The 11,763-nt window shown below is 37.9% G+C and carries 23 protein-coding genes; 19 read left to right on the top strand and 4 right to left on the bottom strand.

What is annotated here, in order from left to right; all coding sequences use genetic code 11:
- The 4 genes from AB5935_RS14935 to AB5935_RS14950 all read left to right on the top strand — a co-directional run bounded on the left by AB5935_RS14935 (position 1) and on the right by AB5935_RS14950 (position 4,091).
- Positions 1-2,517, top strand: coding sequence for a DNA methyltransferase (locus AB5935_RS14935; protein ID WP_038609960.1), 2,517 nt, complete (start codon positions 1-3; stop codon positions 2,515-2,517).
- Positions 2,514-2,831, top strand: a complete 318-nt coding sequence (locus tag AB5935_RS14940; RefSeq protein ID WP_120053447.1) for a hypothetical protein — start codon at positions 2,514-2,516, stop codon at positions 2,829-2,831. Before AB5935_RS14935 ends, AB5935_RS14940 begins: the two co-directional genes overlap by 4 nt.
- Positions 2,832-3,031: 200 nt before the next feature.
- Positions 3,032-3,838 (top strand): phosphoadenosine phosphosulfate reductase family protein, encoded by an 807-nt coding sequence (locus AB5935_RS14945; protein WP_038609954.1) that lies wholly within the window; start codon positions 3,032-3,034, stop codon positions 3,836-3,838.
- Between the two features lie 22 nt (positions 3,839-3,860).
- Positions 3,861-4,091 (top strand): hypothetical protein, encoded by a 231-nt coding sequence (locus AB5935_RS14950; RefSeq protein ID WP_016270334.1) that lies wholly within the window; start codon positions 3,861-3,863, stop codon positions 4,089-4,091.
- Between the two features lie 286 nt (positions 4,092-4,377).
- On the opposite strand, the gene AB5935_RS14955 is transcribed toward AB5935_RS14950, so the two are convergent.
- Positions 4,378-4,896, bottom strand: a complete 519-nt coding sequence (locus AB5935_RS14955; protein ID WP_016270336.1) for a hypothetical protein — start codon at positions 4,894-4,896, stop codon at positions 4,378-4,380.
- Positions 4,897-4,948: 52 nt separating this feature from the next.
- Here AB5935_RS14955 and AB5935_RS14960 point away from each other — a divergent pair, with 52 nt between their 5' ends.
- The 4 genes from AB5935_RS14960 (at position 4,949) to AB5935_RS14975 (ending at position 6,367) form a co-directional block, all read left to right on the top strand.
- Complete coding sequence (locus tag AB5935_RS14960; RefSeq protein WP_244058072.1) at positions 4,949-5,320, top strand: hypothetical protein; 372 nt, start codon at positions 4,949-4,951, stop codon at positions 5,318-5,320.
- A gap of 2 nt (positions 5,321-5,322) precedes the next feature.
- Entirely contained in the window at positions 5,323-5,562 is a 240-nt protein-coding gene (locus AB5935_RS14965) for a hypothetical protein (protein ID WP_038612324.1), read from the top strand.
- Positions 5,563-5,656: 94 nt separating this feature from the next.
- Positions 5,657-5,839 carry a hypothetical protein gene (locus tag AB5935_RS14970; RefSeq protein ID WP_005846958.1) on the top strand — a complete coding sequence of 61 codons (183 nt, stop codon included), beginning with the start codon at positions 5,657-5,659 and terminating at the stop codon, positions 5,837-5,839.
- Between the two features lie 90 nt (positions 5,840-5,929).
- A complete protein-coding gene (locus AB5935_RS14975) occupies positions 5,930-6,367 on the top strand; it encodes a hypothetical protein (RefSeq protein WP_038609945.1) in 438 nt (145 codons plus the stop codon).
- Positions 6,368-6,392: 25 nt separating this feature from the next.
- On the opposite strand, the gene AB5935_RS14980 is transcribed toward AB5935_RS14975, so the two are convergent.
- The 3 genes from AB5935_RS14980 to AB5935_RS14990 are packed head-to-tail and all read right to left on the bottom strand — an operon-like array spanning position 6,393 to position 7,569.
- A complete protein-coding gene (locus AB5935_RS14980; RefSeq protein WP_368327466.1) occupies positions 6,393-6,986 on the bottom strand; it encodes a hypothetical protein in 594 nt (197 codons plus the stop codon).
- Complete coding sequence (locus tag AB5935_RS14985; RefSeq protein ID WP_368327467.1) at positions 6,971-7,345, bottom strand: DUF2971 domain-containing protein; 375 nt, start codon at positions 7,343-7,345, stop codon at positions 6,971-6,973. The genes AB5935_RS14980 and AB5935_RS14985 overlap by 16 nt, the downstream gene beginning before the upstream one ends.
- Positions 7,345-7,569, bottom strand: a complete 225-nt coding sequence (locus AB5935_RS14990) for a hypothetical protein (RefSeq protein WP_038609939.1) — start codon at positions 7,567-7,569, stop codon at positions 7,345-7,347. The genes AB5935_RS14985 and AB5935_RS14990 overlap by 1 nt, the downstream gene beginning before the upstream one ends.
- Positions 7,570-7,715: 146 nt before the next feature.
- Between AB5935_RS14990 and AB5935_RS14995 the strand changes: the two genes are divergently transcribed.
- The 11 genes from AB5935_RS14995 to AB5935_RS15045 form a co-directional block, all read left to right on the top strand.
- On the top strand, positions 7,716-7,877 hold the full coding sequence (locus AB5935_RS14995; protein WP_165861714.1) for a hypothetical protein: 162 nt from the start codon (positions 7,716-7,718) through the stop codon (positions 7,875-7,877).
- A 24-nt stretch (positions 7,878-7,901) separates the two neighbouring features.
- Entirely contained in the window at positions 7,902-8,090 is a 189-nt protein-coding gene (locus AB5935_RS15000; protein WP_038609935.1) for a hypothetical protein, read from the top strand.
- A gap of 42 nt (positions 8,091-8,132) precedes the next feature.
- Positions 8,133-8,333: a hypothetical protein gene (locus tag AB5935_RS15005; RefSeq protein WP_038609931.1), complete on the top strand. Its 201-nt coding sequence runs from the start codon at positions 8,133-8,135 to the stop codon at positions 8,331-8,333.
- A gap of 51 nt (positions 8,334-8,384) precedes the next feature.
- Positions 8,385-8,558 (top strand): hypothetical protein, encoded by a 174-nt coding sequence (locus AB5935_RS15010; protein WP_229098989.1) that lies wholly within the window; start codon positions 8,385-8,387, stop codon positions 8,556-8,558.
- Between the two features lie 42 nt (positions 8,559-8,600).
- A complete protein-coding gene (locus AB5935_RS15015) occupies positions 8,601-8,798 on the top strand; it encodes a hypothetical protein (RefSeq protein WP_038609928.1) in 198 nt (65 codons plus the stop codon).
- 12 nt (positions 8,799-8,810) lie between these two features.
- Entirely contained in the window at positions 8,811-9,161 is a 351-nt protein-coding gene (locus AB5935_RS15020; RefSeq protein ID WP_038609925.1) for a hypothetical protein, read from the top strand.
- A gap of 289 nt (positions 9,162-9,450) precedes the next feature.
- Positions 9,451-9,660, top strand: a complete 210-nt coding sequence (locus tag AB5935_RS15025) for a DUF3873 family protein (protein ID WP_008656488.1) — start codon at positions 9,451-9,453, stop codon at positions 9,658-9,660.
- A 107-nt stretch (positions 9,661-9,767) separates the two neighbouring features.
- Positions 9,768-10,220, top strand: coding sequence for a hypothetical protein (locus AB5935_RS15030; RefSeq protein ID WP_038609922.1), 453 nt, complete (start codon positions 9,768-9,770; stop codon positions 10,218-10,220).
- Positions 10,221-10,283: 63 nt separating this feature from the next.
- On the top strand, positions 10,284-10,427 hold the full coding sequence (locus AB5935_RS15035; protein WP_165861715.1) for a hypothetical protein: 144 nt from the start codon (positions 10,284-10,286) through the stop codon (positions 10,425-10,427).
- The gene (locus tag AB5935_RS15040; protein ID WP_038609919.1) at positions 10,427-11,116 is read left to right on the top strand and encodes a phosphoadenosine phosphosulfate reductase family protein; all 690 of its coding nucleotides are present in this window, start codon (positions 10,427-10,429) and stop codon (positions 11,114-11,116) included. Before AB5935_RS15035 ends, AB5935_RS15040 begins: the two co-directional genes overlap by 1 nt.
- Positions 11,094-11,763: ParB N-terminal domain-containing protein (locus AB5935_RS15045; RefSeq protein WP_368327468.1), on the top strand; the 670-nt coding region annotated here is incomplete at its 3' end. The genes AB5935_RS15040 and AB5935_RS15045, both read left to right, overlap by 23 nt.

Consider the following 11,763-nt stretch of genomic DNA (forward strand, 5'->3'; position numbering starts at 1 on the left):
ATGAAAGATTATATAGAATTTTTGAAAGACAAGATGGCAATCAGCCATCAGACTGGGTTTGAAGTCAGACCGGAAGAAATTTCCCCGTATTTATACCCTCATGTGAAAGATACAGTACGTTGGGCTATTTCCGGCGGTTGCAGGGCGATATTCTCCAGCTTCGGTATGCAGAAAACCGTAACCCAGTTGGAGATACTGCGGGTGATCCTGAACCGCACAGGAGGCAAAGGGTTGATAGTTTGCCCCAAGCGTGTAGTAGTGGAGTTCCTGACACAGGCCGAAAAGCATCTGGGTATGAAAGTGACCTATGTACGTACTATGCAGGAGGTGAAGCAATGTCCGACCAATATCATGGTGACAAACTATGAACGTGTCCGTGACGGCGAGGACGGAATAAGAATAGAACCTTCCTACTTTACCGTTACCTCATTGGATGAAGCGAGCGTGTTACGTGGATTCGGAACCAAGACCTATCAGGAGTTTCTTCCTCTGTTTGCAGAAGTTCCGTACAGGTTTGTTGCCACTGCCACGCCATCACCCAACAGATACAAGGAACTGATACACTATGCCGGCTACCTTGGAGTGATGGATACCGGGCAGGCACTTACAAGGTTCTTCCAGCGTGACAGCACGAAGGCGAACAATCTTACCCTCTATCCCCACAAGGAGAAGGAATTCTGGTTATGGGTAAGTACATGGGCGTTGTTCCTCACCAAACCGTCTGATTTAGGTTATCCCGATACAGGATATGAGTTACCAGAGTTACGGGTACATGAAGAAGTCGTGAGTGTGGACAACTCCACTGCCGGCACCGACCGTGACGGACAGGTGAAAATGTTCCGTGAGGCTGCTCTAGGCCTTGCTGATGCAGCTAAGGAACGTCGGGACAACATGCAGGAAAAGATTGCCCGTGTGGTAAAGATTATCAATCGCCCGGAAAACAAAGACGACCATTTCCTTTTATGGCATGACTTGGAGGCTGAACGTGAGGCACTCTGCAAGGCAATTCCCGGATGTAAGGCTGTGTATGGCTCGCAAGATGATGAGGAAGCCGACAGAGTGATAGCGGATTTCAAAGACGGCCGTCTGAAATATCTGGCCGCCAAACCTGAAATGCTTGGTGAGGGTTTGAACTTCCAGTACCACTGCCACAAGGCAATCATGTTTATTGACTACCGTTTCAATGACAAGTTTCAGGCAATAGCCCGTATCTACCGGTTTATGCAGCAGCATCCCGTAGACCTTTACTTGGTGTATGCCGAAAGCGAAGGTGAAATATTCAAATCATTCATGCAGAAGTGGGCGCAGCACCGCCAGATGGTAGCCAAGATGACCGATATAGTCCGCAAGAACGGTTTGTTCGGCTTGCAGGCAGAGGAAAAGATGATGCGCTGGATGTTCGCCAGTCGGGAAGAGAAGTCCGGCAAACTGTGGAAAGCTATCAATAATGACAATGTACTTGAATGTCAGAAGATGGAAGATAATTCGGTAGACCTGATTGTAACCAGTATTCCGTTCTCCAACCACTACGAATATACGCCTACCTATAATGATTTCGGGCATAATGAAGACAACGGCAAGTTCTTTGAGCAGATGGACTATCTCACCCCGGAGCTTATGCGTATTTTAAAGCCCGGCCGGTTGGCCTGCATCCATGTAAAGGACCGTGTACTGTTCGGCAACGTTACGGGTGACGGTATGCCCACCATCGACCCGTTCAGCGAAATGACAGTGTTCCATTATCTGAAGCACGGGTTCCGCTACATGGGGCGTATTACAGTGGATACGGATGTGGTGAGGGAGAACAACCAGACTTATCGGCTTGGATATACAGAGATGTGCAAGGACGGTTCAAAGATGGGTATCGGTTGCCCGGAATATGTTCTTCTCTTCCGAAAGTTGCCTTCTGATACCTCACGAGCCTATGCTGATTTGCCGGTGACAAAGAATAAGAGTGAATACTCGCTTGCCCGTTGGCAGATAGATGCCCATGCAAGTTGGAAATCTTCTGGTAACTCTCTATTGAGCTGTGAGGACATGAAAGGAGCCGGAATAGATAAGATACGCCATCTGTTCAGGAACTACGAACGTGAACATATATATAACTACGAGGAACATGTATCATTCGCTGAAGAATTGGAAATATACGGAAAGCTGCCTAAAACATTTATGGCCGTTGACCCTGTAAGCAAGAAAGATTGGATATGGGATGATGTCACCCGTATGCGCACGCTCAATACCAAGCAGTCACAGAAGAAACGGCAGAACCACATCTGCCCTTTACAGCTCGATATCGTTGAAAGACTGATTGAACGGTATTCAAACAAGGGTGAGTTGGTGTTTGACCCCTTCGGAGGTATCGGCACAGTACCTTATTGTGCCATCAGACTGAAACGTAAGGGATTATCTACTGAACTAAATTATGACTATTGGAAAGACAGTCTTTCATATCTGTATGAGGCGGAGATGGAAGTTAGCGCACCCACATTGTTTGATTTGATGGACAGTGCCGTATGAACATCTATCATACAGAACCCAGATTCGACTGCGAGAAATTCGCTCCATGCGGGCGCATCTCCCTGCACAAATGCCGGAAGTACAAAGGCAGACTGGATGAATGCAGGGGATGTACGCTTGTACGCCGTAAAACTAAGACGGTTGCAGGTACGGAAGCCGGAAGAAAGGTTTGTCCACATTGCGGACGTTCCCTTCCGCTTCACCGGTTCTATAACAGGACTGTCAGATATGAGGATAAGGAATACCGATGTCTCACCTCCTGGTGCAAGATGTGTATGAGCGAAGTCGCAGCGGAAAGGAATCGTAATAATTAATTTAAAAATCTAATGAAAAACGTAACGAAAATAGCCAAGAAATCAGCCGGACTTAGCCAAAAATGTTCTGTATGTCCGATTATGAAAAGGTGTACTTTAGAGATCCATAGAGCTTGTTTTGACAGCTTTGTGGAGGGGTTCAAAAAAGATGTTAAAGCTACGGAAAAAGAAATGAATAAAAAATTCAAAGCGGAACAGAAATGAACAAGAAAGAGCAGCAAGCAATCGACTTTCTTCGCAGTATGGAACGTGACGATCTGCTATCACTCGGATTCTCCGGAGGTAAGGATAGTGTAGTTATACTTGACCTTGCTGAACGTGCAGGCATTAAGTATAATGCGATCTACGCTAACACCACAGTAGATCCACCGGGCACGATTAGCTTTATAAAGAAAAACTATCCGCAAGTGAGGATAATACACCCGGAAAAATCTTTTTTTCAGTTAATCGAAGAAAAAGGTTTCCCTTCCCGATTACGTAGGTTCTGTTGTGAGAAGCTGAAAGAGCGATACGGAATTGGTAAGCGAAGTATTGAAGGAATGAGAGCTTCCGAGAGCAGGAACCGAAGAGATTATGAGCCGGAGCAGTGTGATACAAGAAAATGGATGAAAGGAGCGAAGCATATTCTTCCTATTCTCACATGGTCGGAAGAAGATGTTTGGAATTACATTCGTGAACGCGGTTTACCGTATTCAAAGTATTACGACGCTCCGTATAACCTTTCTCGGCATGGTTGTGTAGGTTGTCCGCTCTGCAATTACAGGCAGATGCAGTTGGAGTTTAAGATGTTTCCCGGATATGCAAAACGAGTGATTGTAGCCGTTGAAAGATATATGAACACTCACCCCAATAATTTCCTTTCTCGCAATTTTGCAGATGAATATGAAGCTTTCTATTACTACATTAATGAGATATCTATTGCGGATTTTCAGGAACAAAAGAAAGGGTTGTTTAGATTTAGCTCAAGGGAAGTTATCAAAAGAGAAATTTTAAATCAATTAACGTAAAACAATATAGAAAGGAATTAATATGAAAAGTCAATTTATTCAAGACGTAGAGGCATTTGCTAAAGAAATGGCAGTACGCCTACCTAAGACTCATGAAGGTGGAATTATAATAATGGCTACCGATAACAATGACATAGCGAAGTGTATTATAGCCAGACCATCGCATCTAAAAGAATTAGTTGAGCACATGCTAACTGATGAAAAAATACAAAGCGATATTTTGGAAATCATATCAGAATACGATAGTGAATAACCCTCAAAACAGGAACAGAAATGAAAAAGACTTTTAAACAATGAGCTAAACAGGATAAAGATTTGGATGTTTTTTGTGCCCAGGTGATTATATTGACGAAAGGTTATACAACTACATAGCGGATATCATACCTCCTGCATATTGCTCAAGAGACCTTATGCAAAGATGCGATGCCATTAAAAATGAAGGCGATGTATTATATTACATCACAGTGTACAGAACCGATGATAATCAGTACTTATATCTCGGTGTTTTACCAGAATTTAAACAGATTAGAAAATAGTAATTATTGCATGGACATAATGATTCTATTCTGAGACAACCTATGAGTATCTGTTGAAACACATACAAAACATTTTTTTGTGTCGTTAGTACTCAAGTGCCCCACAGAATGATTATCTTTAAATAATATCCCTTCCCTGTTAGTATAAGCAGATAGAATCCTAATGGATATACTATTGATATCTAAGTCTTTAAAATCTGGTAATCGATAAGATATCGTTATGCTTTTTTGCCCTTTTTCAAAAAGGGTAAATGGAGTTATCCCATCACAAATGGATGCATGGTTTTCCTTACTATAATGTCCCAGACTATTTGTATCTAATAAAATAGATGCATTGGTGATAGTAGCAGTTTGATTTCCTATGTTTGTATAAAGAAGACAAACTTTTAATTCGTTATTTTCAATTAGAGCACCAGATATAGTTAAAGCAATCCCTTCCGTTTTCTTAAAATATTGTCTATAGCAATTATAGACAGTAACCGATACAGCGATGATAGATAAAAATAAAGATACAATATCCATAATTACGAGTTTTTGCAAACTTACTAATAAAAACTAACATTCTAATAATAAAATGCAAAAGAATAAGTGGAATAAAGAAGAAAGGAGAATAACCATGACCGAAGAACTTGTAACATTAGAAACAGCGGAACTGTTGAAAGAGAAAGGATTTTCAGGAAGAAAATATATTATAGATGTTTCCACTTTGCCCCATTGTTACAAATTTTTATCCGTTCCTCCGCAATCCATCGCTCAAAAGTGGTTACGTGAAACTAAGAACCTGCATATCGAAATACCCTATATGTATGGAAATTATTGGATATATGATATATTAACAATTCCGAATCACGACTTAGTAGGATTGTCTAACAGACCTATTATCCATTATAATACCTACGAAGAAGCACTTGAAGCAGGATTACAGGAAGCATTAAAACTTATATGATTATGAAAACAATATTATTTACAATTATATGTATTATCGCCCTATTATGGGTTGGAGATCTCACAATTACATTTAAGCCGTTTTCTATATCACTTCCCGGTTGGTATAAGCCTGTAGGTATCCTTCTATTTTTTCTGTCAATGACGATATATACTATAGGGGAATATACTAGATGCTATAAACAGGGTTTCGATGATGGGATAAAAAAATGTGTTGAAATACTTAAAAAGAAAAATCCATGAGCAAACTATACAAAGTAACCATTTTCGGGGAATCATTCTTAATCGGATGGTTCCCTTTTTCTTCACGCTGGTATAACAAGCTAAAGATAATCAAATGATAGTACGTCATTTTATAAGAGTTCCGGTTGGAAGTACTGTCTATTGCGACAATCAGCCGGTTAAAATACTGGAGAAAGGATATGCCCTTGCTCTATGTGATGTTAATGGGAAACGGGTATATATCACCTGCTATGATTTGGAAAAGAAACCATTCGTCAGCACGAATGGGGAAGAATGAAAAAGAGCCAACCCACGCACGACCATGAATCAGCTCTTCCTTACACGATTATGATGCAAATATACTATTTACTTTTAAAATAATCGTGTTATGGAACTGGATTTTAACAAAATAATTCGCCTTAAAAAGATTAGAATTGAGAAATCAGAACTTTCAGAAGAAGAAAATACCTTAGCTTCACCGATTTTGAGAGATAAAAGCCTTATTAGGGATATCTATAAAATCTTCGTTGAGCTATTGAATAGCAGAAGTCTTCCCCCTTGTATTGATAGTGTTACCCAGCGGAAGAAGTTCATCTTCATTATCCTGTACCTGTTTTCTCCAAGTTCGCTTGCCGGTGGGAAAATGACAGCAGGGCTACGTGAGGAGATGTCAAGAGTATTGGGGATTCAGTCCAAGAGTACAATTTCCGACAATTGTGCTGATGTCGTATTTCTGTATCAGAACTATGGGGATTTCAGTGGAGATATAGAGTATCTTTACACCGAAATCGTAAATCGGTTGAAATTCAAAGGGCTAATCAATTAATGAGCCGGAGTTTAGTGCTCCGGCTTTAGCTTTCGGGATACATCCAAATAATTGGAGCAATATCGAATGGTGCATATGTAATCCAATGCTTTGCTAATATCTGCTTTTCTTCTTCTGTCGTTTGTGAAGACCATTTATTTATGCATTTCTCTACTCGTAAATCATCATAAATAGTGATATTTGTTGGTTTATATTTTCCTCTGCGAAATTCGTTCACAAAATTCTGCATTGTAATTTTATCTTTATTAACCCCTAAATACAAAACATTGTAATTGTCAACAATCATATTACTTGATTGACTAATAATTTGATAATTATATATATCACTCTCATTTAACTCGCTACATGATAATTTATATGAGTTGTTTGTTCTATTTATTTGGTAGAATTTTATGTTTTTTCTTTTTAGTTTGTTTATGATTAAATTCCGTTCTTCTAAACCAATATTTAAGCCAAAATAAATACCTGTAACAATTTCTTGGGAATAGTGTTTTATTCCTGATTCAAGAAATACTAACCTAATCTCATTTTCATATTCCCATGCCAATGATTTTGTACCAAATACTTTTTTTTGGATGCCAAAAATATCATTAAAGTCTTCTTTTACAATAGTTGGCATATTTTGTTTCTAATATCAAAGTCGGGATAAGAACTTTGTAACATCTTATCTAAATCATACTCAATACAAAAACCTTTATGTGAATTTGCATAATGTGCCCACATTAATTCATGAGACGGAAATAATTCTTCTTGTTGCAGCATCCCCAAAGAATATATGCCAACATCAAGTGGGTTAATAGAATTATAGAAAGTCGTTTTATCAGAATCTTTCATCTGTAAATCAAAAGAACATTCAAATGGGTCATTCAATTCTTTAAATTTTGCAGCATAAAATTCATTTTTTAGTAAGGATTCGGTATCTCTTCTCCTTTTCCCTTTCTCATTAAATAAGTTGGCTCTATATTTATAAACTTTCATTATTCTATTTTTGTCTTTTTTTTACGTTCTAATTCTCCCTTCCTGATTATGCAAACAGCATTTTCATAAGGTTCCTCCGTCTTTTGCCAGTAGTTCAGAAGTGACTGTCGGGCAATTCCGAGTTCTTGACTTGTATAGTTATCATACATAGCCGATGGCGAACCGAAGTATCTGTGTAGCCCAGTCGCCTTTATTTCCAAATGTATTACTCCTTTTGCTTCCATGATGCAAAAATACTTATTTATTAGTATGTATTATAAATAATACTCTATTTTATGATTTATTAACGCATAAATAGTATTTTGTATTATAAATGATACTATCTTTGCATCATTAGAAACGAAGTAATAACAATTAAAAGATAGAAGATATGAATATTATCAGTTATAAGAAAGGTGAGAACGAAGGTGCATTGTTCATTCATGACGAAAAGAACTATTCAGCTTGCACAGCGGTAGAAAGCAGCAAGCGTTTCAAGACGCTCAAAGGCGCAATCGCATGGTTGAATGCAAGAGGTTATAAAGAAGTATAAGTAACAATTAAAAGATATAAAGCAATGAAAGCAACAAGTTACATGAAGCAGCATAAGGCAAATGAGTTCTACGTAAAGAAGGTAAGAGGTTATTATATGGTAATAGATGGCTATGATATGAGCATGGCTTCTTTAGAAGATACAGAAGAAGCTGCTAACAAGATGGCAGCAGAACTGAATGCAATGAGAAATAATAGACTGAATATAGCATAAGTTTAACCAGCAGGGCTTTCGCCCTGCGCAATGTAGAAGATTATGAAGCGATATTACTTTGAGTTGTTAGATAGCGATTACAATGATTTAGGCGCATTGATACCCGATGGTAGTAGTAAGCAGTCGGCTATCAACCGAGCAAAAAGATGGATGGTTGCCAACGGCATAAAGTCAGCCCAGCTTAGTGTTAATAGCATGATTACAGATAACATTCTGCAAATTATAGATATAGAAATTGAATAGTTTAATCCGGTAATATAGAAGATTATGAACGTAAATGAAGTTACAGTAGGTTTGAGATATAGAGTATCAGGTGATTTGTCTAATGGTCGTCATTCAGACGGTACGCCACGCATATCGCACGATGATGTAGTAAGAGTAGTGAAAAGAATCACAGATACTCACGTTGTTTTAGAATGTGGACGTATGTTTATCATTAATGATAACCTCAAAATAGAGAAATTCTAAGTTTAATTCGGTAGCCTTCGGGCTACCACAATACGCACGATTATGAAAGCGGATTTAGTTTTAGTTATCAGTCCCGAATCCCCATTGATGAAGCAACTGGGCAAAGTATTGGGTAAGTTATGTTCTATGTACGACTTTACCACCATAGAGAGGGGTGAAAAGTACATCACCATACAGCATGATGAAACTGGGCTTGTAGTGGCTTATACGAGTGAAGAAAGATTGAATGTGAAACATTAAATATTGATTATTATGGGTGAAATAGCAGATAGTTTAATTAGTGGTGAATTTGATTGCATCACAGGTGAGTATTTAGGTGAAGCGGTTGGCTATCCAAGAACGCTTGCTTATGGCAGACATGAATACATGCCACCAGTTGAAAAGAAGCCTACCAGCAAGGCAAATGTTTGTATAACTAACATGTGTAAGGACAGAGGTTTCAGTAACCGTGAAAAGATTGAATTAGTAGCCAAATTCTTGTATAGCAAAGGTTATAAACAATTGCCTAACCTATCCCATCAGTATAAAATCATTCACAGCCAGTACAAGAATGATTTTAAAAAGTTTTTGGTTGAACAAGTAAAGCAAAGAAAGGATGAATAATATATTCACAATATGCTATTCAGAAGAAGAAGCAAATGAAATAGGCCACTTCATTTTGAGTAGAGGATACGAGGGGGTTCAAAATGATAGCTATAGATATTGTCGTGAAGCGATTTGGTGGGCTTTCAAAGAAGCCAAAAGGCATCATTCAAATTGCATCTACGTTGGCGTTGCAGGTTGCCAAATGACTGTATCAAAATCAAAGCGAGGTCTTAGACGAAATGGTCTTAAATACATAGAGAAAAGGCGAATGTTTTACAAATTACTAAGTAAGTATTGATAAATAATTATGAACTCAATTAACGACGAAAGAGGTTGCAGCGTATGTCAACCCGGTAAAGAAAACTATTGCACTTACACTACCAAATTGAAAGGTAAGAGAGTAAGAATGTACCAATATGACTATCGCACTGAAAGTGGCGAACTGTTTGCTTGTTGTGCACCTACCTTAGAGGCGTGTAGAGAAAGACGGGATAAATGGCTTAGTTCACGACAATAAACCGATTGTCGTGTATAACGATTGAAGATATTTCGTTATCTTTGGTTGTGGTAGTACCTTTGGGGTACAACCTTTTATGGTATAATTTTTTATAACGATATAGTAATATGAAGATTAGTTATAATGGGCAAGAGATAGAAGCGTATTCGCTTGTAATGACAAAAGAAAATGCCTTGGCTATTTTAAATGGCAAAAAAGACATAGAAACACGTATGCTTAGTACAAAATACGAAAAAATGTTCACGGATTTTGCGCAAGTTGACGAGAATGAGAAATTAAGAAAATCGGGGCATGAAGATGAATGCAAGCCTGTCTTAAGAACTGATATAGAGGCTATCCATTTTTATAGTACTGGTGCACCATGGACACTTGATGTTGCCATTGATGAAATTGGTATAGGTGAAGTAACAGAAGAAGGTATAAAATTCATGCACGATGAATTTGATTTTCACGATTTTGATGAACAATTAAAAGAGTTCAAGAAGAATCCACCGAAAGAGCTACCATTATTTTACTATTTACATATTTGTGAAATCATAAGTCATTCAGGTTTGAAATAATATAAGCCATTTCGGTGGCTTTGTTTGTTGGTAAAAAGATTGTTTAATTAAAAAATTAAGATTATGCCAGAAACGTATGCAACGGATGCAAGTGGTCGAAAGTATCGTACTCGAAAAGATTATGAAGCAGGTCGTTTTCAGTCTACCGGTAGAAATGCAGCTCAAAGAGCAAGAATTAACCGCCGTATAGGAGGCAGAGTTGTCTAATGAAGAAAGCGATAGATATAATTAAAGCTGTCGCAAAGAAGACTGACAGGGTTATATTGTTTCACTCGGCATCGGGCAAGGACAGTATAGCCCTTTTAGACCTAATATCACCTTATTTCAAAGAGATCGTTTGCGTCTATATGTATGTCGTTAAAGACTTATCTCACATTAATCGGTATATAAATTACGCTTGTAAGAAGTACCCTAATATGAAATATATTCAAATTCCGCACTTTGCTCTTTATTCATACAGGCGCATTGGATATATGGGATGTGTCAAAAATGAGAAGCAAAAGTTGTACAATATGGCTCAACTTACCGATATAGTAAGGGAGAAATATAATATTGAATGGGCTTTCTTTGGTTTCAAGCAATCTGATTCGATGAATCGACGTTTAATGTTACGCACATACGATATGAATGGAATCAATGAAGCACAAAAGAAGTGCTATCCATTATCGGAATATCGGAATAAAGATGTATTGGAGTACATTAGTCGAAAAAGTCTAATCAACCCCGAATCATACGGAGGGAAACATCAGTCATCTGGTACTGACATAACGGATATTAATTACTTGTTATTTCTTCGTTATAAATATCCATGTGATTTAAAAAAAGTTATAAATGAATATCCATTGGTAGAACGGAAATTGTTTGAATATGACTATGAAAGAATTAAAACAAAGTGAAACAAGGGTTATAAAACGCTTCCAAATAAACCTTAATCCGATTAATCCTAAAAGGCATTCGGACGAGAAGGTAAAACTGCAAAAGAAAAATTTGCAGAAAGTTGGTTTTCTTGGTGGTATTGTATGGAATGAGAAATCAGGAAATCTGATTGACGGGCATCGGAGAATTAAAGCAATGGATTTGTATTACAAATATGATGGTACTCCAAGCACTGATTATGACGTAAAGGTAGAGGTTGTGAATTTAGATGATAAAGTTGAAAAGGAACAGCTTACATATATGGCAGTAGGGAATACAAAACCTGATATAGACCTTATAGCTGGTTATATCTCTGATATAGATTATACGGATGTTGGATTGGATATTGGAGAACTCAACGATATTCTTTCTATAAATACAGCTATTCCTCCTTTGTCTGATTCTTTGGATGATTTATTATCCTCTGTATCATCGTTTGATGAAATAGAAACTCAGCCTACGGATGAAAAAACATACGAGGAGAAAAAAGAACACATGAAAGCTGTTAAGCAGCAAGTAAGAGATTCGGCAATAGAAAGACAACAAAACGAGGAGGCGTATATAATGCTGTCGTTTTCTTCTTATGAAGCTAAGGAAGATTTTTGCGATTTGCTTGGTATTAGTACAG

The sequence above is a fragment of the Phocaeicola sp. RTP21198st1_B8_RTP21198_201120 genome, assembly GCF_040929485.1.
Classification (GTDB): domain Bacteria; phylum Bacteroidota; class Bacteroidia; order Bacteroidales; family Bacteroidaceae; genus Phocaeicola; species Phocaeicola dorei.

What these genes read in the sequence shown, in the direction of transcription:
- AB5935_RS14940 (WP_120053447.1), top strand. Translation starts at nt 2,514, where the DNA reads ATGAACATCTATCATACAGAACCCAGATTCGACTGCGAGAAATTCGCT.
- AB5935_RS15035 (WP_165861715.1), top strand. Translation starts at nt 10,284, where the DNA reads ATGCCAGAAACGTATGCAACGGATGCAAGTGGTCGAAAGTATCGTACT.
- AB5935_RS14965 (WP_038612324.1), top strand. Translation starts at nt 5,323, where the DNA reads ATGAAAACAATATTATTTACAATTATATGTATTATCGCCCTATTATGG.
- AB5935_RS14995 (WP_165861714.1), top strand. Translation starts at nt 7,716, where the DNA reads ATGAATATTATCAGTTATAAGAAAGGTGAGAACGAAGGTGCATTGTTC.
- AB5935_RS14970 (WP_005846958.1), top strand. Translation starts at nt 5,657, where the DNA reads ATGATAGTACGTCATTTTATAAGAGTTCCGGTTGGAAGTACTGTCTAT.
- AB5935_RS14935 (WP_038609960.1), top strand. Translation starts at nt 1, where the DNA reads ATGAAAGATTATATAGAATTTTTGAAAGACAAGATGGCAATCAGCCAT.
- AB5935_RS14975 (WP_038609945.1), top strand. Translation starts at nt 5,930, where the DNA reads ATGGAACTGGATTTTAACAAAATAATTCGCCTTAAAAAGATTAGAATT.
- AB5935_RS15025 (WP_008656488.1), top strand. Translation starts at nt 9,451, where the DNA reads ATGAACTCAATTAACGACGAAAGAGGTTGCAGCGTATGTCAACCCGGT.
- AB5935_RS14960 (WP_244058072.1), top strand. Translation starts at nt 4,949, where the DNA reads ATGCAAAAGAATAAGTGGAATAAAGAAGAAAGGAGAATAACCATGACC.
- AB5935_RS15020 (WP_038609925.1), top strand. Translation starts at nt 8,811, where the DNA reads ATGGGTGAAATAGCAGATAGTTTAATTAGTGGTGAATTTGATTGCATC.
- AB5935_RS15005 (WP_038609931.1), top strand. Translation starts at nt 8,133, where the DNA reads ATGAAGCGATATTACTTTGAGTTGTTAGATAGCGATTACAATGATTTA.
- AB5935_RS15015 (WP_038609928.1), top strand. Translation starts at nt 8,601, where the DNA reads ATGAAAGCGGATTTAGTTTTAGTTATCAGTCCCGAATCCCCATTGATG.
- AB5935_RS15030 (WP_038609922.1), top strand. Translation starts at nt 9,768, where the DNA reads ATGAAGATTAGTTATAATGGGCAAGAGATAGAAGCGTATTCGCTTGTA.
- AB5935_RS14985 (WP_368327467.1), bottom strand. Translation starts at nt 7,345, where the DNA reads ATGAAAGTTTATAAATATAGAGCCAACTTATTTAATGAGAAAGGGAAA.
- AB5935_RS14990 (WP_038609939.1), bottom strand. Translation starts at nt 7,569, where the DNA reads ATGGAAGCAAAAGGAGTAATACATTTGGAAATAAAGGCGACTGGGCTA.
- AB5935_RS15040 (WP_038609919.1), top strand. Translation starts at nt 10,427, where the DNA reads ATGAAGAAAGCGATAGATATAATTAAAGCTGTCGCAAAGAAGACTGAC.
- AB5935_RS14950 (WP_016270334.1), top strand. Translation starts at nt 3,861, where the DNA reads ATGAAAAGTCAATTTATTCAAGACGTAGAGGCATTTGCTAAAGAAATG.
- AB5935_RS15000 (WP_038609935.1), top strand. Translation starts at nt 7,902, where the DNA reads ATGAAAGCAACAAGTTACATGAAGCAGCATAAGGCAAATGAGTTCTAC.
- AB5935_RS14955 (WP_016270336.1), bottom strand. Translation starts at nt 4,896, where the DNA reads ATGGATATTGTATCTTTATTTTTATCTATCATCGCTGTATCGGTTACT.
- AB5935_RS14980 (WP_368327466.1), bottom strand. Translation starts at nt 6,986, where the DNA reads ATGCCAACTATTGTAAAAGAAGACTTTAATGATATTTTTGGCATCCAA.
- AB5935_RS14945 (WP_038609954.1), top strand. Translation starts at nt 3,032, where the DNA reads ATGAACAAGAAAGAGCAGCAAGCAATCGACTTTCTTCGCAGTATGGAA.